This window comes from Pseudomonas sp. M5A4_2d, from assembly GCF_053345295.1.
Window position 1 is genome coordinate 133,835 of sequence record NZ_JBKEZW010000001.1, and the last position, 18,401, is coordinate 152,235.

Below are 18,401 nucleotides of genomic sequence, written 5' to 3' on the forward strand. Positions count from 1 at the left end.
CTCTCTGCCGTTAATGCTGTTGGCGATATGACCTCTATTTTTCGCACTGTTGTGGTGATTGGCCTGCTAAGCCTGTGCAATGCCGGCTCGGTGCTGGCGGCGGCTCCCGTGACTGACGGCAAGCCCGCTGCCAGTACCGAACAGAAGACCCCTGCGAAGAAGCCGGCGCCGGTTAAAAAGGCTCCGGCGGCCAAGAAGAAACCTGCAGTAATAAAAAAACGCGCACCGGTCGCGAGCAAATCCAAGTCTGCCCACGAAATAGCCCAGACCAAACTGCCACCGGCACAGTTGGACTTGTCCCTGCCGACGGAAATGGTCAGGCATTTGCAGCCCATTGGCACCATGCCTAAACCGAAGAGCGTGCCGTTGTTACCACCCATGTTTGCTGAAAAACCCACCGACGACAGCGCGTTCCAGATCAATGGCCGCCTGCTCAGCAACCAGATGCAGCTGCAACTGCGCAATGAAGAACGACGCGATATTGAAGGCGCTGCCCTCGATTTCGAATTCAAGCAATAAATTTCCCCCGCAAAGGTGACGCAGGCCATCGACCATTTGTCGCAGACTGGTCAGTCACTTTTGTTTTGTGCGAAAAACCCCTGTTAGACCATTTTAAAACGGCTGTTTAAGGGCGTACTCTAGCCCGGCCATCCACATTGAGTCGTCGAGGACCTGCTGGTCATGAAATGCCGTGAAGGCTGTGGCGCTTGCTGCATCGCCCCCTCCATCAGTTCGCCATTACCTGGAATGCCCCACGGCAAACCGGCAGGCGAACGCTGCCTGCATCTGTCGGTCGAACAGCTGTGCCTGCTGTTCGGGCAACCGGAGCGACCGGCGGTGTGCAGTGACTTCAAGGCAGACCTTGAGGTTTGTGGCAACGATCAAGCCGATGCGATCCGGTTGATCGGCTGGTGGGAGCAAATGACGGCGGCTTGATGGGCTTTACTATCGGAACTTCAACAATAAGGAATACAACAATGGGTTCGCTGAAACGAATGGCTGTGTTGTGCGGTTTTACGGTGTTATTTGCAGCCACTGCCCAGGCTGAAGATTGGCAAGTGGCCAAGGACGAAGACGGTATCAAGGTGTCCCTGAGCGAAATTGCCGGCTCCAAATACAAGGCATATCGCGGTGTGGCCCTGATCAAGGCGCCCGTCGCCAAGATCCAGGCCCTGCAGGAAGACGTGGCCGGTGCCTGCTCGTGGATTCACGAATGCAAATCGCAAAAACTGCTCAAGACCGAAGGTGACAAGAGCTGGACCTACACCCAGTTCAAGGCACCGTTCCCGGTGACCGACCGCGATTCGATCCTTGAGATCACCACGTCCAAGGCCGCCGATGGCACTGTGACCCGTAAACTGCTGGAAGTGCCGACCTACCAGCCGGAAGTCAAAGGCTACGTGCGCGTCGCCCAGGTGGATGGCTACTGGAAACTGGTGCCAAAAGGCGACAACCAGACCGAAGTCACCTACCAGGTGCACACCGAGCCAGGTGGCAGTGTGCCGTCGTGGCTGGCCAACAAGTTTGTGGTGGACGCGCCGTTCAACACCTTGAAAGCCTTGAAAGAACACGCTGAAAAATAAGCGCAGTTGATCAGGTGCCTCCGGCCTTGAGTGGAACGTTTGCCGGTCCCTCAAGGTCCAGATATGTGTAAGCCCACACACGGGTTTTATCGAGGAGGCACCGATGCAAAAGTGGCAGATTACCTTCGTTGATGATCACGGCGTACAGTCCGTGGAGCAGTTCACCTGCGCACAAAAACCCAGCCTCGAAGATGCGGCACACATGATTCGCAACAAGCTGGTGCCCGTAGCCGCCGAACTCGATCTTAATGACCTTGAGGGCCGCAAGCCCGAGCCTACGGTCAAGATCCTCAAGGATCAGAACAGTATTCAGATTCTCGACATCTCCCCCGCCGCCTGAATATTCCCTGTATGGCATCCAAACCACCTCTGGTGGAGGTGATAGCTTCGCGCTACTCTTCAACTGAGATCAGCGAATGAATCGCTAAGGTCTGGTCTTGTCAGCTACATGCTTGTTTTCCCGCGGTCATGTCATTGCCGTAGTACCCGCGCCAGTAGGGCGCGGGCTTCGGGAAGCACGGAAAGTCTATCCATCGGTTTGAGGAGGACGTTTCATGAGCACAGCCTATCAAGAAGACATCAGCACCAACGTACTGCGCCGCATGAAAGAGGGCGGCTTCGACTTCTCGCGTTTTCACCCCATCGAGTTCTACGCCATTTTCCCGGATGAGGAACGGGCGCGAAGGGCTGCGGGTCGATTTCGTGGGGAATCCCTGAATGCCCAGGTCAGCGCGCGCGATGATGGCGCCTGGTACCTGGAGCTGAGCAAAATCATGTTCGCAACCTACGACGGTATAGGAGACTTCGAGCAAGACTTTGAAGCGGTGGTCGAGCCGCTGGGCGGAATCATCGAAGGGTGGGGCGTCAAGCAGGAGGTGCGTGGGTTACCCATGTAGCTGGATTTTATGAGCAACACAGCGTATCGGCTGACCTTTGGGTCGGCCGATTTTGTTTGTGCTGTCTGAAATTTCCCGAACGTGCAGCGCACTTTTCGAGCAGCAAAAAAAAGCCACCCGAAAAGGGTGGCCCAAAGGGAAGAGAGGTTCGCTGAAATCTCAGGAAACAATCCTGTTCAGCCGATGTGGGTGATTATCCGCAGGAGGGGCCGGGCAGTGAAATCAACTCTGACTATGCTGTTGATAGTCAAAGCCTGCATTGCGATGAAGCGCGGGTCGTGAGCGCCAGCATTCTGCGCACCAGGAAGGTGCGGTCAGAATTATCAGGTTATTTAACTGACTGATTTTTAAGTGTTTATGCCGATGGCACGGGCCTTGCGACAGTGCTTGCGCCCGGGTGACAAGGAGTACGGCATGACCCGCACTTATTACGATGAAATGTACGACGGGGCAGGGCAGGTTCGCCCCCATTACCGCGAGTTCGCCCGCTGGTTGGCCGAAACGCCGGCCGAACTGCTGGCGCAGCGCCGGCGTGAGGCCGACTTGCTGTTCCACCGTGCCGGTATCACCTTCACCCTCTATGGGGACGAACAGGGCACTGAGCGTCTGATCCCCTTTGACACCATCCCGCGCAGTATTCCGGCGAGTGAATGGCGGATTGTCGAGCGTGGGTGTATTCAACGGGTCAAGGCGCTGAACATGTTTCTCGCCGACCTGTATCACGACCAGCGCATCATCAAGGCCGGCATTATCCCCGCCGAGCAGGTGCTGGCCAACGAGCAATACCAACTGGCGATGCAGGGCCTGGACCTGCACCGCGATCTGTATTCCCACATCTCCGGGGTCGACCTCGTACGCGATGGCGATGGCACTTACTACGTGCTGGAAGACAACCTGCGCACCCCAAGCGGTGTCAGCTACATGCTTGAAGATCGCAAGATGATGATGCGGCTGTTCCCGGAATTATTCGCGGCGCAGCGCATTGCGCCGATTGATCATTACCCCAACCTGCTGCTCGATACCCTCAAAAGCTCCAGCCCGCTGGATAATCCAAGTGTGGTGGTGCTGACGCCGGGCCGCTTCAACAGCGCGTTTTTTGAACATGCCTTCCTGGCCCGGGAGATGGGCGTGGAACTGGTAGAAGGCGCGGACCTGTTTGTACGCGATGACCGCGTATTCATGCGCACCACCGACGGCCCCAAGGCAGTGGACGTGATCTACCGGCGCCTCGACGACGCATTCCTCGACCCGCTGGCCTTCAACCCTGATTCGATGCTGGGCGTGCCTGGCCTGCTCGCGGCATACCGCTCGGGCAATGTGGTACTGGCCAATGCGATCGGCACGGGGGTGGCGGATGACAAGTCGGTGTACCCCTTCGTCACCGAGATGATCCGCTTTTACCTGGATGAAGAGCCGGTTCTGAAGAACGTTCCGACGTTTCAGTGCCGAAAGCCCGATGAACTGTCCCATGTGCTGGCCAACCTGCCAGACCTGGTCGTCAAGGAAACCCAAGGCTCCGGCGGCTACGGCATGCTGGTCGGCCCGGCTTCCACGGCGGCGGAAATCGAAGCCTTCCGCGCCCGTATCAAGGCCAAGCCCCACGCCTATATCGCACAACCGACCCTGTGTTTATCCACCTGTCCGACCTTCGTCGAAAACGGCATCGCGCCGCGCCATATCGACTTGCGGCCGTTTGTATTGTCCGGCAAGGAAACCCGCGTCGTTCCCGGTGGCCTCACCCGTGTGGCGCTGCGCGAAGGCTCGCTGGTGGTCAATTCGTCCCAGGGCGGCGGCACCAAAGACACTTGGGTGGTCGAGGACTGATGCCATGTTGAGTAGAACTGCCTCGGATTTGTATTGGATGTCGCGCTACCTGGAGCGCGCCGAAAACCTCGCGCGCATGCTCGATGTCAGCTATTCGTTGTCGCTGATGCCCCAGGACGGGCGCGGCGATGGCTTGCATGAGTTGGCCATGCCGTTGTTGATCACCGGCACTCTGGAGGATTACCACGAACGCCACGGCGAACTGCACGCCGAACGCCTGTTGCACTTCTTTGCACTGGACGCGGCCAACCCGGCCAGCATCTACAGTTGTCTCGGCGCTGCGCGGGCCAGCGCCCATGCCGTGCGTGGGCGAATTACCGCCGACATGTGGGAAAACATCAACGCCACCTGGCTGGATATTCGCGATATTGCCCAACAAGGGCTGAGCCACTACGGCATGAGCCGGTTTTGTGAATGGGTCAAGGAGCGTTCGCACCTGTTCCGGGGCGCTACCTACGGCACCATCATGCGTAACGATGCGTTTCGTTTTATTCGCCTGGGCACCTTTATCGAGCGCGCCGACAACACCCTGCGCCTGCTCGATGCTCGCTACGAAATGGCCGGTGACCAAGCCGCCGCCGTCACCGACGGCACGGCCCACGCCTACTATCAGTGGAGCGCCCTGTTGCGCGCCTTGTCGTCATTCGAGGCCTACACCGAGATCTACCGCGACGCGCCCGGCGCCCGGCAAGTGGCCGAGCTGCTGCTGTTACGCGCAGACGTCCCGCGTTCCCTGCGGGCCTGCAGCGAAGAGATCGACCAGATTCTTGCCAGCCTGCCCGGCCTCAATGGCCGCCCGGCCCAGCGCCTGGCCGCCGAGATGGACGCGCGCCTGCGCTTTACCGCCATCGATGAAATTCTCGAGGAAGGCCTGCACGCCTGGCTGACCGATTTTATTCCCTTGGTCCGCCAGTTGGGCGACGCCATCTACAGTTCCTACCTGGAGGCGGCATGAGACTCTCCATCAGCCACGAAACCACCTACCGTTACGAAGACCAGGTGCGCGCCAGCATCCAGTACCTGCGCCTCACGCCCCACGACAGCGAGCGCCAGCATGTGCTCAGCTGGCAACTCGATCTGCCGCGCCCGGTGCGGGCGCAGGTTGACCCGTTCGGCAACATCCTGCACGTGCTGACCCTGGATGAACCCCACGATGCCATCATCATTGGCGCCCGTGGCCAAGTGGATATCGACGAATTACGCGAGGCAGAACACGAGAGCCAGTCAGCCTTTCCGTTCCTGCGCAGCACACGCCTGACCGAGCCCGACGAGGCACTGCGCGGCTTTGCCGAGCAACACTGCCAGCGCCGTCGTGACCGCAGCGCGCTGATCGACCTGATGCACGCCCTCAACCAGTCAATGGTCTACACGCCCGGCGCCACTGAAGTCGACACCTGTGCCGCGCAGGCCTTCGCCGGCCGCGCAGGCGTGTGCCAGGATCACACCCATGCGTTCCTGGCCTGCGCGCGCAGCCTGGGGATTCCGGCGCGGTATGTGTCGGGGTATTTGTACACTGAGGACAGCACGCACCTCGCCAGCCATGCCTGGGCGGAAGCCTGGCTGGATGACGCCTGGTACAGCTTTGACGTGACCAACCAACTGGCCCGGCCGGAACGGCATTTGAAACTGGCCGTGGGCCTGGATTACCTGGATGCCTGCCCGGTACGCGGCATGCGCCGTGGCGGCGGGCATGAGCAGATGCATGCCAAGGTGTGTGTGGCGCCGACGCCGGTGATATCGGTGCAGCAGCAATAGGCTAGGCCGCTCTGGTGTGGGAGCTGGCTGGCCTGCGATTGCGCTGGGTCAGCTGCAAATGGGTTAACTGAACGTCCGTTATCGCAGGCAAGCCAGCTCCCACAGTGGGCACGGGTGTATTCAAAAAAATTGCCAGGCTCAGGGCTGCTGTTTACGCCCCGCCATATGCTTCAAATACCCCACCAGCAAATCCAGCTCGCCATCCGGCAACACGCTGGCCGTAAACGCCGGCATCTTCGCTTGTGGCCAATGCCGCAGGCTCTGTGGGTCGCGGATATAACGCTTGAGGAAATCCCCGCTGAAATACTCGGTGGGGCTGTAGGGCACATTCAGGTCCGGCCCCATCTGTGCATCGCCGGCGCCATTGAGGCGATGGCAGGCCAGGCAGTTTTTCTGGAACAACGCGAAGCCCTGGTTGATCGGGTCATTTGCAGCCAACTTCGGGTCGGGCAACAGGGCTGGAAAACGCTCGGCCACCGTCTTCAGTTGCTTGATGGCGGAGAGTTGAAACGGCCACTGCTCCGGGCTGATATGCGCGGCTTGCGGGTCGGTCCACACCAGATAGAACGGCCCGGCACCGGGTTTGCCTTCCGCCAGCGCGGGCCACGGGTGCGCCGGGTCTTCCACCGCCAGCCAGGCACGTGCGCCGTGTTTCTCCAACAATGGCGCAGCGGTTAGCTCAGCGGCAAATCCATCCAGGGCCACGGCTTGAAGGTGGTTTTCAGGTTTCAAACCGGGCAGGAGATCTGCCAACGGCACTGCGCGATACGTCATATTGCGCTTGTAGGAAACGTCATCAACGATCTGCACCGTCTGCGCATCCGGGTGCTTGAGCAAGTCCTCGGTCTGCCAGGTTTTACTGGCGTGGTCCAACTCAATGGTCAATTGCGCCGCCGCAGCAGGCATGGCCAACAGCAAGGCGAGGAAGGCAAGGATCGGTTTCAAGAGGGAGCCCGGTTTGAAGTGGCGGTAGCGCCCACGATACCGGAAATCTGCACGCAAAAAGACAGCCCCTGCAACAGGACCGCTATACGCAATGTCCCGGCAGGTGCTGCCAAAAACTGCAGTCCTGATGCACTGTGTGCACGCAATGTGAGGATCGAGTCGTCACCCAATAATCTTGGTTAAATTGGGCAAGATCAGAATCAGGGTGGTGGCGAAAAGAATAAGTCCCGCCTGACGTACTTTGGTGTGTTTGAACATGGCTGTCTGCCTTTTGTTGTTATTCCTGAACGTCAAATGCGTGCCGGTTAATTTCAGTATCGCAACGTGACGTGTCGCTTTTCTTACAGCTGCTCCAGCAAAACCCGGCAGCAACTTCTTACTGATTCAACCTTAGAGCCCTCGTTCTTTGCGGCTTAGATCCATTTCATATCAGCTAATCAGTAAATCCGCTAAAAACGGCATGAGGCCTAAGGCCATCTTGGCGCCAGCCCCGAGGCTAGACAGCTAAAACGTTTAACCGACCGTTTTCCGTAGCTGGCTACCGTTCGTCCGAGCGTGGGTGTCAAAAGCAATGAGCGCATCCGTCATTGAAACCGTGTCAATCGGGCCTAAGGTAAGGGGCACACATGCACAGCGGTTCGAGGACGTCATGACCCAAGCTTTGATCTTTGATGCGATACGCACGCCCCGGGGCAAAGGTAAGGCCGACGGCGCCTTGCACAGCGTCAAACCGGTAAACCTGGTGGCGGGCTTACTCACCGCGCTGGCACAACGCAGCGACCTCGACACGCGCCAGGTGGATGACATCGTCCTCGGCTGCGTCACGCCGGTGGGCGACCAGGGTGCCGACATCGCCAAGACCGCCGCGCTGGTGGCGGACTGGGACGTGAGTGTCGCCGGCTTACAGATCAACCGCTTCTGCGCTTCGGGCCTTGAAGCGGTCAACCTTGGCGCGATGAAAGTGCGTTCCGGCTTTGAAGACCTGGTGGTGGTCGGTGGCGTCGAATCTATGTCCCGCGTGCCGATGGGCAGTGATGGCGGCGCTTGGGTGCTCGACCCACAGACCAACATGCACAGCCACTTCACGCCCCAGGGCATCGGCGCGGATTTGATCGCGACCCTGGAAGGCTTCACACGACAGGACGTCGACGCTTTCGCCCTACAGTCCCAGCAGAAAGCGGCGAGGGCACGCGCAGACGGTTCTTTCAACAAATCGCTGATTGCGGTGCAGGACCAGAACGGTATCGTACTGCTGGACCATGACGAGTTTATCCGTGGCGACTCCACCCTCGAAGGCCTGGGCAAGCTCAAGCCGAGCTTCGAGATGATGGGGCAGATGGGCTTCGACGCCACCGCGCTGCGGGTCTACAGCCATGTGGAGCGCATCAACCACGTACACACACCCGGCAACAGCTCCGGCATCGTCGATGGCGCGGCGCTGATGCTGATCGGCTCCGAGGCCAAAGGCCGTGAACTGGGCCTGCAACCGCGGGCGCGGATTGTCGCCACGGCGGTTACCAGCACTGACCCCACCATCATGCTCACCGGCCCGGCGCCTGCTACACGCAAAGCCCTGGCCAAGGCTGGTTTGCGCGTGGAAGACATCGACCTGTTCGAGGTCAACGAAGCGTTTGCCTCGGTGGTGCTCAAGTTCATCAAGGATATGGGTATCGATGCCGCGCGGGTCAACGTCAATGGCGGCTCCATCGCCATGGGCCATCCATTGGGCGCCACGGGCTGCGCGATCCTTGGCACGTTGCTCGACGAGCTGGAAGTGCGCCAGCAGCGCTACGGCCTCGCCACCCTGTGTGTCGGCGGTGGCATGGGCATCGCCACCATTATTGAACGCCTCTGAGCCCAAGGAATTCGTCATGACCGAAGCCATTCGTTACGAAAAAGGCCAGGACCAGATCGTGGTGCTGACCCTCGACATGCCTGGCCAGAGCGCCAACACCATGAACAGTGTGTACCGCGAGGCGATGGCGGCCACTGTCGCGCGCCTGGAAGCGGAGAAGGACACGCTGGCCGGTGTGGTCATTACCTCGGCGAAGAAGACCTTTTTTGCCGGGGGTGATCTCAATGAATTGATCAAAGTCGACACAGCGCACGCCAAGGATTTCTACGCCGGTGTGTGGGTGTTAAAGGCGCAATTGCGCCGCTTGGAAACACTCGGCAAACCGGTGGTTGCCGCGATTAATGGCGCTGCCCTGGGCGGCGGCTGGGAGATTTGCCTGGCCTGCCATTACCGCGTCGCGCTGGACGACAAGTCGGTGCAGCTCGGCTTGCCGGAAGTCACTCTGGGCCTGTTGCCGGGTGGCGGCGGGGTGGTCCGCATGGTGCGCATGCTGGGGTTGGAAAAAGCCTTGCCGTATTTGCTGGAAGGTAAAAAAGTCCGTGCGCAGCAGGCGCTGCAGGCGGGCTTGATCAATGAGCTGGCGGTGGACCGCGACGAACTGCTGGCCAAGTCCCGCGCCTGGATTCTTGCCAATCCTGAGGCCAGGCAGCCGTGGGACAACAAAGGCTATCAGCTCCCCGGCGGCACGCCGTCGAACCCCAAAGTGGCGCAGATGCTGGCGATTGCGCCGTCGATATTGCGCAGTAAAACTCAAGGCTGCTTCCCGGCACCGGAGAAGATCCTGTGTGCCGCCGTTGAAGGCGCCCAGGTGGATTTCGACACGGCGCACCTGATTGAAACGCGCTACTTCACCGAGCTGGTCACCGGGCAGGTGGCGAAAAACATGATCGGTACCTTCTGGTTCCAGCTCAACGAAATCAACGCCGGCCGTTCACGGCCCCAAGGCTTCGCGCCTTACGTCACGCGTAAAGTTGGCGTGCTTGGCGCGGGAATGATGGGGGCGGGCATCGCGTATGTCAGTGCCTGTGCGGGCATCGAGGTGGTGCTCAAGGACGTCAACCTGGCGGCGGCCGAGAAGGGCAAGGCCCATTCCGCCGCGCTGCTGGACAAGCAGGTCAGCCGTGGGCAACTGACGGCCGAACAGCGGGAAAGCACCCTGGCGTGGATTCATCCTACTCAGGATGACGCCGACCTGGCTGGCTGCGACCTGATCATCGAAGCCGTCTTCGAAGACCGTGAACTCAAAGCCAAGGTGTCGGCGGCTGCACAAAACGTGGTTGGCGCCGGTGCGGTGATTGCCTCCAACACCTCGACGCTGCCCATCAGTGGCCTGGCCAAAGCGGTGCCTGATCAAGGCAAATTTATCGGCCTGCATTTCTTCAGCCCTGTCGACAAAATGCCGCTGGTGGAAATCATCAAGGGCGCCCTGACCAGCGACGAAACCCTGGCACGAGGTTTCGACTTCGTACTGCAAATCAAGAAAACCCCGATTGTGGTCAACGACAGTCGCGGCTTCTTCACTTCGCGGGTGTTCGGCACCTTCACCAACGAAGGTATTGCGATGTTAGGCGAAGGCGTGGCTGCGCCGATGATCGAGACCGAAGCGCGCAAGGCCGGGATGCCGGTGGGGCCGTTGGCGGTGTCCGATGAGGTATCGCTCAGCCTGATGAGCCATATCCGACAGCAAACCGCGAAGGATCTGCAGGCTGAAGGTAAGGCGGTGCCGACGCATCCGGCGACGCGGGTGATCGATCTGTTGGTGAATGAATACAAACGCGTGGGCAAGGCGGCCGGGGGCGGTTTTTACGACTATCCCGCAGGCGGGCAGAAACACCTGTGGCCCGAGCTGAAGTCGCGGTTCGAACAGCCCGACAATCAGGTTTCGCCACAAGATGTGCGCGACCGTTTGCTGTTTATTCAGGCGATTGAAACCGTGCGGTGTGTGGAGGAGGGCGTGTTGATGTCGACGGCCGACGCCAACGTGGGCTCGATCTTTGGCATTGGCTTTGCCGCGTGGAGTGGCGGCGCGCTGCAATTTATCAACCAGTACGGGCTCAACGACTTTATCGCTCGGGCGCGCTACCTGGCCGAGCAGTATGGGGAGCGGTTCTCGCCGCCGGCTCTGCTACTGGAAAAAGCTGCACAGGGAGCAATATTCGCCTGACCGAAACGCAATATTTTGGGTAATAGAGAACCCTTTTGGGAGCGGGCTTGCCCGCGATATCGGTATGCCAGCCACTGCAAATATTGGCTGATATGACGCCATCGCGGGCAAGTTGAATCCTCGCACCGCCGCTCCAGCAGTTAGGCACAGGGTGGGGCTTGCTTTGCAGGGGTATTTCAAGGCAGGCTCTGGGGTGTGCATTATTCCCATCACCGTGTCAGGTATTTTTTATGTCGCTACGCGTCTGTATCCTGGAAACCGATATCCTGCGTCCAGGCTTGATCGATCACTACCAAGGGTACGGGCAGATGTTCAAGCGCCTGTTCTCCAAGCAACCGATTGCCGCCGAATTTGTAATCTACAACGTCGTCCAGGGCGAATACCCGTCAGATGATGAAGTGTTTGACGCCTACCTGATCACTGGCAGCAAAGCCGACTCCTTCGGCACCGACCCATGGATCCAGACCCTCAAGACCTACCTGCTCGAACGCTATGCGCGCGGCGACAAATTGCTGGGCGTCTGTTTCGGTCACCAGTTATTGGCGCTGCTGTTGGGCGGCAAGACTGAACGCGCCAGCAAAGGCTGGGGCATGGGCATCCACGACTACACGCTGAATGCCAAGGCGCCCTGGATGAGCCCGGTGGTGGAAGAACTGACGTTGCTGATCAGTCATCAGGATCAAGTGACCAGCCTGCCGGAAAACGCCACGGTGATAGCTTCCAGCGATTTTTGCCCCTATGCGGCGTATCACATCGAAGACCAGGTGCTGTGCTTCCAGGGCCACCCGGAATTCATCCACGATTATTCCCGCGAGTTGCTGGAGATTCTTCAGACAACTCTTGGGGAAAAGGTCTACACCCACGGCGTGGCAAGCCTGGAACGTGACCACCACGGTGCCACCGTGGCGGAGTGGATGATGCGTTTTGTCGCGCACAAGCCAGAGACTGCGGCTTAAAGCCAGCCCGAACGCTTGAAGCTCGCCCACAAACCGGTGCACCCCGCCGCAATAAACCCGAGCACCGCAAAATAGCCGTAGTGCCATTGCAGCTCGGGCATGTTCTGGAAGTTCATCCCGTAAATCCCCGCCACCGCGGTGGGGAATGCCAGAATCGCCGCCCACGCGGCGAACTTGCGTTGCACCACGCTTTGGCGTGAGGCCTCCAGCAACACACCGATCTCAATGGTCTGGCTGGCGATATCGCGCAGGGTGGTCAGGTCTTCCATCTGCCGCGTCACGTGGATCTGCACGTCACGGAAATAGGGGCGCATGTTCTTGTCGATAAACGGGAAGCTCAGCTTCTGCAGTTCCTGGCTGATTTCGACCATCGGCGCCACATAACGCTTGAGCCGCAGCACGTCACGGCGCAGCCCGTGGAGGTTCTGGATATGGGTTTCATTGAGGGAGTTGCACAACACGTTGCGTTCCAGCTCATCGATCTCGGCATGGATCGCCTCGCTCACCGGCTGGTAATTCTCGGTGACGAAATCCAGCAGCGCATAGAGTACGAAATCTTCCCCATGCTCCAGTAACAGCGGCCGCGCCTCACAGCGCTGGCGCACATAGCCGTATGACGCTGAGTGCCCATTGCGTGCGGTAATGATGTAGCCGTTGCCGGCGAAAATATGAGTTTCGATAAACACCAGCTTGCCGTTCTCGCGTACCGGTGAGTAGGTCACGATAAACAGCGCATCGCCGAAGGTTTCCAGCTTCGGTCGGCTGTGCTTTTCCAAGGCGTCTTCAATGGCCAGTTCATGCAGGTTGAACTGGCGTTGCAGGTTGGCCAGTTCCTGGGCGTTGGGCTCTTCCAGGCCAATCCACACAAAATGGTCGGGTTTGGCGGCCCAGGCCGCGCCCTCATCGAGGGTAATATCGGTGACTTTCTTTCCGCCGCTGTAAACGGCGGCCGCAACAACTCTACCCATGGTGCTGATCGCTTCTTATTAGGAGGACAGGTGTTGGGCAGCTTAGCTGGAAGCGAGTTCGATTGTTACGGCACTTTGCAGCTCACGGTCCATCGCGGCAATGCATTCATCCATCTGCGTCTGACAGGTCTGCATCAACTGAGGGATGTCATCCGAAGTCAGGCCTGCGGTAGGAATCGGTGGCAACGAGCGTATCAGCACATCACCACTGTTCCACTGATTAAGCTGCATATGGGTGCTGTAATTGCTGACACACACCTGCACGATCGGCACACCTGCCGCAATTGCCATATGGAACGCACCTTTCTTGAACGGCAACAGGCCTTTGCCGAGGTTGCGCGTGCCTTCCGGAAATACCCAGATCGACGTGTCCTGATGCTGCAAGGTATGCGTGGTCGTGAGCATCGCGCGACGCGCCTTGTGCGCATTGCCGCGGTCGATCAGCACATTGCCCGCCAGCCAGAACAACTGGCCGAACAGCGGCACCCATTTCAGGCTTTTCTTGGCAATACACACCGTGCGGTAAGGCACCACAGTACCCAACACAAACAAGTCATAGTTGGACTGGTGGTTGGCGATGACTACGCACGTGCCGGGCTTGTTGCGCAGCGAGTCGACATCTCTCTTCACGTTTAAACGCAATATCCACATGGCGGGCAGCGCATAGAGGCGCGCGCACAAGCGGCTGTTGTCGGGATTGAACGGCCGACAAATGCCCAACAGCACGCCCAACACACCGGCAACCATAAAGTGCAGGCTCATCAACAACATACGTAACAGAAAGAGCATCGACGCGGCCCATCGGGACAAAAGGTGGCGCAGTGTACGGATGTGCACTGTATTCGGCAATTGCCCCTACAGACGTAGGAGATAGGCGATGTTTAAGTACATGTTTCAACGTGTGCCGACAAGGCCTGACTAGAGCGGCTAAAGAGGTTTCGGATTTATCGGTAAGAAAAAGCCCGACTCTAGGTCGGGCTCTGGCGTTGCCGCTGCGGGGTGTTAGCTCAGGATATGGCCCTGATCCTGGATAATTGCATCATCCAACGCTTCCAGCAGCGCTTTACGCACCTTCAACTTGGTGTGCTTGTGGGCGTTCATGTTGATCTTCTTCAACTGGCGGGCCGCTTCCAGGGCCGCCGCGTGCAACTCTTCCGGTGCGACCACCTTATCCAGGAAGCCCGCTTGCAGTGCGCCCTGCGGGTCAAACATTTCCGCATTGATTACCGAACGATGAAGCGCCGACTTGCGCAGACGATCCCGCGCCAACTCGATACCGGCGTGGTGCATGGTCATGCCGATCGCCACTTCATTCAGGCCAATGCTGAACGGGCCTTCCACACCAATCCGATAATCTGCCGACAACAGCAGGAACGCACCTTTGGCAACCGCATGCCCGGGGCATGCGACGATGACGGGAAACGGGTGCGACAACAGGCGACGCGCCAACGTCGAGCCCGACGTCACCAGGCCAATAGCCTCTTTAGGGCCGGCTGTCATCACCTTCAAATCATAACCGCCCGACAGAATCCCCGGCGTCCCGGTGATGATCACCACCGCCCGATCTTTCTCGGCCTGATCCAGCGCCGCATTAAACTCACTGACCACCGCCGGAGAAATGGCATTCACCTTGCCGTTGCTCAAGGTCAGGGTCGCGATACCGTCTTCGAGGTGGTAGGCAATCAACTCACTCATGACGCGGTTCCTTGTAGGACTTGTTATAGATAGGCTGTTTATAGAAGAGCATGCGCAGACGTTACCCACCACGCCCGCCCCGGTAAAGCGCCGTGACTGACTACTCAGTCAGACTTTTCCAGCATTCCTTAGGTTAGACGGCCCAGGGCAGGGCGCAGCAGCCGCCCCAAGTGCGTGCCAGCGGTGCCCGAGAATGGCAGAATCACCGCCCTCGCCGGGCGGGTAACGGCATAACCGCCTAACCGCATGAAAATTCTGAAAAAAACCTTTGCCATCAGAAAGGCTTTCGACTACATTAGCGCGCCTCGACAGACTGAACTGGTTTGACGAGATACGGTGAAGTGTCCGAGTGGCTTAAGGAGCACGCCTGGAAAGTGTGTATACAAGAAATTGTATCGAGAGTTCGAATCTCTCCTTCACCGCCATATTGATACCTAAAGGCCCCATAAATGGGGCCTTTTTGCATTCTACGGTTTTTGTTCCCCCATTTGTCCCCCCATTCGGATTTTGGAAAGGTGTCCCTGTCGTCAGGTAGTTCGCGATAGGGCGCTTTTCTTTCTTGGCAATCTACGCTGGCGCTTGTGTTCAAATCGGGATCCGAGCTGCGCTGGTGGGCGTTGGCGTCGCTGCCCCTGAAGGGCTCGGCTAGTTCGGCGCTCTTTCCGTGCTGCGAGAGAGTTGCTCATTGAGAAATGTCGTTGGACTTTTGCCTGTAAGCTTTTTTAGTGTTTTTGCGTAAAGCGCTTCGCTTTGGCTCTTCTGCTCCTCTGAGAGGCTGGCGATTGAGAGGTCTACGGCTTCCATCATGACGACGCGCTGCGTGAGTTCCGTGGCGCACTTCTGGAGTGCTAGGTATAGGGAGTCCAGCCTCTTTTTTAGTTGCTGCTCCTTTTCTGCGGCCCTTTTGGCGGCATTCTTAGCAACGGTTTTCTGTTGGGCGGCCTGCTCGTATTCATCAGAGAGCAGGCTCTCAAGAAAATTGGTTATGCTGCTTTTGTTCTGCTTCGCCAGCGTGTTCAGTTTTTGCTTCGCCTGTTCTGAGAGCACGAAACTGCAGGCTTGTGAATCGCCCCTCATTCCGTAGACACCTCCATGCCTTAACTGAGGCGAATCAGGAGGCGCCATGAGCAACCTGCGTTGCCCCGAAGATTCAAAAAACCAAGCGGTCAATTAAGTGCCCGGAAAGGAAACTGTCTGTCGCTGATGTAGGCGAGTAGGTCAGCTGATGAGAAAGGAGATGCAGGGAGGAAAATCAAAGCCCGGTTCAAAACTCTACGGATTACCGGTAGCCCACCTATTTCTGACAGCGTGTTAGAACGACGCTTTTATGTGGGAAACCCAACAGCCGCTTGGGTGGGGGCATTAGTTGTCCTGAGCCGCGCGGGTGTACTTTTAGTCCCAGTCCTATTTGCTTCTTTTTTTGCGCTGATAAGCTTTTTCCTGAAACAGTCTCCAGGAAATTTTTATCATGATCTTGAATGCCGCCGTGCCCAGTGAGTTCAGCGCATTACGTGTCATCACGTTGGCGTCCGATGCTGTGTGTGCACACCGGCTGGGTTCTGCCTTGAGTGGAATGGGGGTGACTCCAATCGTCAACCTCGAATCCTTGAGCGGCGTTGAAGCCTGGTTGGGCGAATATCCAGTCGACGTCATTGTGTGTGAGCTCCGTCCTGAGTGTGGCGACGGGCTGATGTTGCCGAGCCTCCTCAGGGGGATGCATGAGGTGGGCAAGCTGACCCATTTCCCCAGTATCTTTTGGACCGGGGAGGCTGCCTTGGATGCGCCCTCCAGTGTTGTCGAAGGGGGGCATTCGCTGGCCCGCAGAACACCGAGCAGTCCGCTCTGGATCAAGTACATGGGCGGGGTTGCGGTTAGTGCTTTGGAGTCCCATGCCCGGTTGGCACGGACGGCCGGCATTTCGGTGGAAATCCTGCGCGAAGGTGCCACCCTGGCCCTGGGCGACGCCTTGCGAGCGGCCGTACTGACCCGTGCGCAACCGGACGCCAGGTTGAGAATGAATACCTTCGACTCTTTGGCTGAAGATGAAGTGATCAATGCGCTGACGACGGGGGAGGGCCTGCGCTTTGTGTTCCAGCCGCAATTCGAACTGCGCAGCCGGCGTATTGTGGGAGCCGAGGCGCTGGTGCGTTGGAAACATCCACGGTTTGGGGAAATACCGCCTTCTGTATTGATGCCCTTGGTCAACCGGTTGGGCCTGGACTTGCTGCTGTTCAGCCTGGTGGAAATGTGGACGATCAAGGTCATGCTTGCGCTAAAGCACGAAAATATCGGGATTCCCATTGCGGTGAACGCGTCGGCAAAAACCATTTGCACGCCCAACTTTTCTGATCGGCTGGCGGCGCGAATGCGTCAGGCTGACCTGCCGAGTCGACTGCTTAAAATTGAACTCACCGAGGATGTACCCGAGCCGGACGAACTCTATTTATCGGCCTCGTTGACGGCTATTCGAGCCAAGGGCTTCCGAGTGTCGATGGATGATTTTGGCACGGGCGCCGCTACGTTGAACCTGCTGGCAAACCTGTCGTTTGATGAGATGAAAATTGATGGGTCGTTCGTCCGCGGTGTGGAGCAGCATTCGTCGTCACGTAAAGTCATCGCCGGCATCGTCAACTGGGCACGCTTGCTCAGTTTGAATTTGGTGGCGGAAGGGATCGAGGATGAATCGACTATTCCGCTGTTGTATCGATTGGGTTGCCGGGTAGGGCAAGGTTACGCGTTGGCACGCCCGATGGAAATTGATGCTTTCTTGAATTTCGTTATCCAGCGGGAAAATAATAGTGCATGGCACTGAGCACTTTTAAGAGTTTTCTGATGTTTATTCTGGCGCGATCACATTAACTTTTACGGCCTCTAGCTCTCTGGATTGTTCGCCGCTCTTTTTGTTCGCCTGTGTTTTTATGTACGATTGTTCAATAGCACGGATGTCATTGATTTTATAGGTTCGTCTGAGATGATGAGAACTTATTAAAGATGAGGGCGCGGTATATCTCATCCTTTTGCTCGTTATAAAGAGTGCCGCTTGATTTATGAAACGCCTAAAAATTGCTTTGCTGGATGATCATGCAATTGTACGACATGGGTTGGTCAGTCGATTGCAGCAGGAGTCTGATTTTGAAGTGGTCGGTGTCTATGCCCGCAGCCGTGATGCCATGGCTGGACTCGCGACGGCGCCGGCGGAGGTATTGTTACTGGATTTTGTGCTCGGGCCGAGTGAGTTAGACGGCATCTTGTTGATTCGTGCATTGAGGGTAAAGCACCCGAAGTGTCGCCTCCTGATATTTTCCACCCACCACGATGCGGCGACTGTGATCCTCGCCTTGCGCGTCGGCGCTCGCGGCTTTCTGGGTAAGAGTGAAGACATCAATCAGTTGATCAGTGCTGTCCGGTTGGTGGCGTCGGGCGAGGTTTACCTGAGCCCCGACATGGCTTACCGGGTAGCGGAAGCCACGGCCGCGAATAATCACGGTGAAGAAACCAACCGGGATGAAGCTCTGCGTTTTGTAAGCCTTTCAGCGCGTGAGCAGGACGTGATCCGTTGTTACCTGGCGGGCATGACTATCACGGAAATCGCCGAAAAATTTAGTCGTAGCATCAAGACTATCAGCTCACAAAAAGCCGCGGCATTTCGAAAATTGGGTGTGGTATCGAACAATGAGTTATTCAGAATCAAGCACATCATTGAGGGTATTTGATTCAACTTCGCACTGCTCGGAAAAAAGCACGAGCGGGATGTGATTTA

Annotated in this window: 18 protein-coding genes and 1 tRNA gene; 14 read left to right on the forward strand and 5 right to left on the reverse strand. The window is 57.8% G+C overall.

Annotation, left to right across the window (positions count from 1 at the left end; translation table 11 throughout):
- The first annotated feature begins 27 nt into the window (after positions 1-27).
- The 8 genes from ACLBW8_RS00645 (at position 28) to ACLBW8_RS00680 (ending at position 6,058) form a co-directional block, all read left to right on the forward strand.
- Positions 28-519: a translation initiation factor 2 gene (locus ACLBW8_RS00645; protein ID WP_447804310.1), complete on the forward strand. Its 492-nt coding sequence runs from the start codon at positions 28-30 to the stop codon at positions 517-519.
- A 162-nt stretch (positions 520-681) separates the two neighbouring features.
- On the forward strand, positions 682-936 hold the full coding sequence (locus ACLBW8_RS00650; RefSeq protein ID WP_128588320.1) for a YkgJ family cysteine cluster protein: 255 nt from the start codon (positions 682-684) through the stop codon (positions 934-936).
- A gap of 41 nt (positions 937-977) precedes the next feature.
- A complete protein-coding gene (locus ACLBW8_RS00655; RefSeq protein WP_064453725.1) occupies positions 978-1,583 on the forward strand; it encodes an START domain-containing protein in 606 nt (201 codons plus the stop codon).
- A gap of 103 nt (positions 1,584-1,686) precedes the next feature.
- Positions 1,687-1,923, forward strand: coding sequence for a hypothetical protein (locus ACLBW8_RS00660; protein ID WP_128588318.1), 237 nt, complete (start codon positions 1,687-1,689; stop codon positions 1,921-1,923).
- A 214-nt stretch (positions 1,924-2,137) separates the two neighbouring features.
- On the forward strand, positions 2,138-2,479 hold the full coding sequence (locus ACLBW8_RS00665; RefSeq protein WP_003193463.1) for a ribonuclease E inhibitor RraB: 342 nt from the start codon (positions 2,138-2,140) through the stop codon (positions 2,477-2,479).
- Between the two features lie 414 nt (positions 2,480-2,893).
- Complete coding sequence (locus tag ACLBW8_RS00670) at positions 2,894-4,303, forward strand: circularly permuted type 2 ATP-grasp protein (RefSeq protein WP_064453723.1); 1,410 nt, start codon at positions 2,894-2,896, stop codon at positions 4,301-4,303.
- A gap of 4 nt (positions 4,304-4,307) precedes the next feature.
- On the forward strand, positions 4,308-5,258 hold the full coding sequence (locus tag ACLBW8_RS00675; RefSeq protein WP_064453722.1) for an alpha-E domain-containing protein: 951 nt from the start codon (positions 4,308-4,310) through the stop codon (positions 5,256-5,258).
- The gene (locus ACLBW8_RS00680; RefSeq protein WP_064453721.1) at positions 5,255-6,058 is read left to right on the forward strand and encodes a transglutaminase family protein; all 804 of its coding nucleotides are present in this window, start codon (positions 5,255-5,257) and stop codon (positions 6,056-6,058) included. The genes ACLBW8_RS00675 and ACLBW8_RS00680 overlap by 4 nt, the downstream gene beginning before the upstream one ends.
- A 138-nt stretch (positions 6,059-6,196) precedes the next feature.
- Here the strand turns inward: ACLBW8_RS00680 and ACLBW8_RS00685 are convergent, their stop codons facing one another.
- Entirely contained in the window at positions 6,197-7,003 is an 807-nt protein-coding gene (locus ACLBW8_RS00685; RefSeq protein ID WP_447804311.1) for a c-type cytochrome, read from the reverse strand.
- Positions 7,004-7,652: 649 nt separating this feature from the next.
- Between ACLBW8_RS00685 and ACLBW8_RS00690 the strand changes: the two genes are divergently transcribed.
- The 3 genes from ACLBW8_RS00690 (at position 7,653) to ACLBW8_RS00700 (ending at position 11,978) form a co-directional block, all read left to right on the forward strand.
- On the forward strand, positions 7,653-8,858 hold the full coding sequence (locus ACLBW8_RS00690; RefSeq protein WP_221295465.1) for an acetyl-CoA C-acetyltransferase: 1,206 nt from the start codon (positions 7,653-7,655) through the stop codon (positions 8,856-8,858).
- Between the two features lie 16 nt (positions 8,859-8,874).
- Positions 8,875-11,022, forward strand: coding sequence for a 3-hydroxyacyl-CoA dehydrogenase NAD-binding domain-containing protein (locus ACLBW8_RS00695; protein ID WP_447804312.1), 2,148 nt, complete (start codon positions 8,875-8,877; stop codon positions 11,020-11,022).
- A 230-nt stretch (positions 11,023-11,252) separates the two neighbouring features.
- A complete protein-coding gene (locus ACLBW8_RS00700; RefSeq protein WP_447804313.1) occupies positions 11,253-11,978 on the forward strand; it encodes an amidotransferase in 726 nt (241 codons plus the stop codon).
- Here ACLBW8_RS00700 and ACLBW8_RS00705 read toward each other — a convergent pair.
- The 3 genes from ACLBW8_RS00705 to ACLBW8_RS00715 all read right to left on the reverse strand — a co-directional run bounded on the left by ACLBW8_RS00705 (position 11,975) and on the right by ACLBW8_RS00715 (position 14,641).
- Positions 11,975-12,946 (reverse strand): magnesium and cobalt transport protein CorA, encoded by a 972-nt coding sequence (locus ACLBW8_RS00705; protein ID WP_407017246.1) that lies wholly within the window; start codon positions 12,944-12,946, stop codon positions 11,975-11,977. The two genes, ACLBW8_RS00700 and ACLBW8_RS00705, sit on opposite strands and share 4 nt — an antisense overlap.
- A 42-nt stretch (positions 12,947-12,988) precedes the next feature.
- Positions 12,989-13,735, reverse strand: coding sequence for a lysophospholipid acyltransferase family protein (locus tag ACLBW8_RS00710; protein WP_447804314.1), 747 nt, complete (start codon positions 13,733-13,735; stop codon positions 12,989-12,991).
- Between the two features lie 213 nt (positions 13,736-13,948).
- A complete protein-coding gene (locus tag ACLBW8_RS00715; protein ID WP_447804315.1) occupies positions 13,949-14,641 on the reverse strand; it encodes a crotonase/enoyl-CoA hydratase family protein in 693 nt (230 codons plus the stop codon).
- A 335-nt stretch (positions 14,642-14,976) separates the two neighbouring features.
- Here ACLBW8_RS00715 and ACLBW8_RS00720 point away from each other — a divergent pair.
- Positions 14,977-15,066: transfer RNA gene (locus tag ACLBW8_RS00720), tRNA-Ser, on the forward strand.
- A 220-nt stretch (positions 15,067-15,286) separates the two neighbouring features.
- Here ACLBW8_RS00720 and ACLBW8_RS00725 read toward each other — a convergent pair.
- Positions 15,287-15,688, reverse strand: a complete 402-nt coding sequence (locus tag ACLBW8_RS00725; RefSeq protein ID WP_447804316.1) for a hypothetical protein — start codon at positions 15,686-15,688, stop codon at positions 15,287-15,289.
- A 421-nt stretch (positions 15,689-16,109) separates the two neighbouring features.
- Between ACLBW8_RS00725 and ACLBW8_RS00730 the strand changes: the two genes are divergently transcribed.
- Both ACLBW8_RS00730 and ACLBW8_RS00735 read left to right on the forward strand, forming a co-directional pair.
- Complete coding sequence (locus ACLBW8_RS00730) at positions 16,110-17,453, forward strand: EAL domain-containing protein (RefSeq protein WP_064453671.1); 1,344 nt, start codon at positions 16,110-16,112, stop codon at positions 17,451-17,453.
- A gap of 235 nt (positions 17,454-17,688) precedes the next feature.
- Positions 17,689-18,354, forward strand: coding sequence for a response regulator (locus tag ACLBW8_RS00735; RefSeq protein ID WP_447804317.1), 666 nt, complete (start codon positions 17,689-17,691; stop codon positions 18,352-18,354).
- Positions 18,355-18,401: the final 47 nt, after the last annotated feature.

Bases quoted from the DNA above. Each gene is read 5' to 3' on its own strand.
- ACLBW8_RS00645 (WP_447804310.1), top strand. From the start codon at position 28: ATGACCTCTATTTTTCGCACTGTTGTGGTGATTGGCCTGCTAAGCCTG.
- ACLBW8_RS00650 (WP_128588320.1), top strand. From the start codon at position 682: ATGAAATGCCGTGAAGGCTGTGGCGCTTGCTGCATCGCCCCCTCCATC.
- ACLBW8_RS00655 (WP_064453725.1), top strand. From the start codon at position 978: ATGGGTTCGCTGAAACGAATGGCTGTGTTGTGCGGTTTTACGGTGTTA.
- ACLBW8_RS00660 (WP_128588318.1), top strand. From the start codon at position 1,687: ATGCAAAAGTGGCAGATTACCTTCGTTGATGATCACGGCGTACAGTCC.
- ACLBW8_RS00665 (WP_003193463.1), top strand. From the start codon at position 2,138: ATGAGCACAGCCTATCAAGAAGACATCAGCACCAACGTACTGCGCCGC.
- ACLBW8_RS00670 (WP_064453723.1), top strand. From the start codon at position 2,894: ATGACCCGCACTTATTACGATGAAATGTACGACGGGGCAGGGCAGGTT.
- ACLBW8_RS00675 (WP_064453722.1), top strand. From the start codon at position 4,308: ATGTTGAGTAGAACTGCCTCGGATTTGTATTGGATGTCGCGCTACCTG.
- ACLBW8_RS00680 (WP_064453721.1), top strand. From the start codon at position 5,255: ATGAGACTCTCCATCAGCCACGAAACCACCTACCGTTACGAAGACCAG.
- ACLBW8_RS00690 (WP_221295465.1), top strand. From the start codon at position 7,653: ATGACCCAAGCTTTGATCTTTGATGCGATACGCACGCCCCGGGGCAAA.
- ACLBW8_RS00695 (WP_447804312.1), top strand. From the start codon at position 8,875: ATGACCGAAGCCATTCGTTACGAAAAAGGCCAGGACCAGATCGTGGTG.
- ACLBW8_RS00700 (WP_447804313.1), top strand. From the start codon at position 11,253: ATGTCGCTACGCGTCTGTATCCTGGAAACCGATATCCTGCGTCCAGGC.
- ACLBW8_RS00705 (WP_407017246.1), bottom strand. From the start codon at position 12,946: ATGGGTAGAGTTGTTGCGGCCGCCGTTTACAGCGGCGGAAAGAAAGTC.
- ACLBW8_RS00710 (WP_447804314.1), bottom strand. From the start codon at position 13,735: ATGCTCTTTCTGTTACGTATGTTGTTGATGAGCCTGCACTTTATGGTT.
- ACLBW8_RS00715 (WP_447804315.1), bottom strand. From the start codon at position 14,641: ATGAGTGAGTTGATTGCCTACCACCTCGAAGACGGTATCGCGACCCTG.
- ACLBW8_RS00730 (WP_064453671.1), top strand. From the start codon at position 16,110: ATGATCTTGAATGCCGCCGTGCCCAGTGAGTTCAGCGCATTACGTGTC.
- ACLBW8_RS00735 (WP_447804317.1), top strand. From the start codon at position 17,689: ATGAAACGCCTAAAAATTGCTTTGCTGGATGATCATGCAATTGTACGA.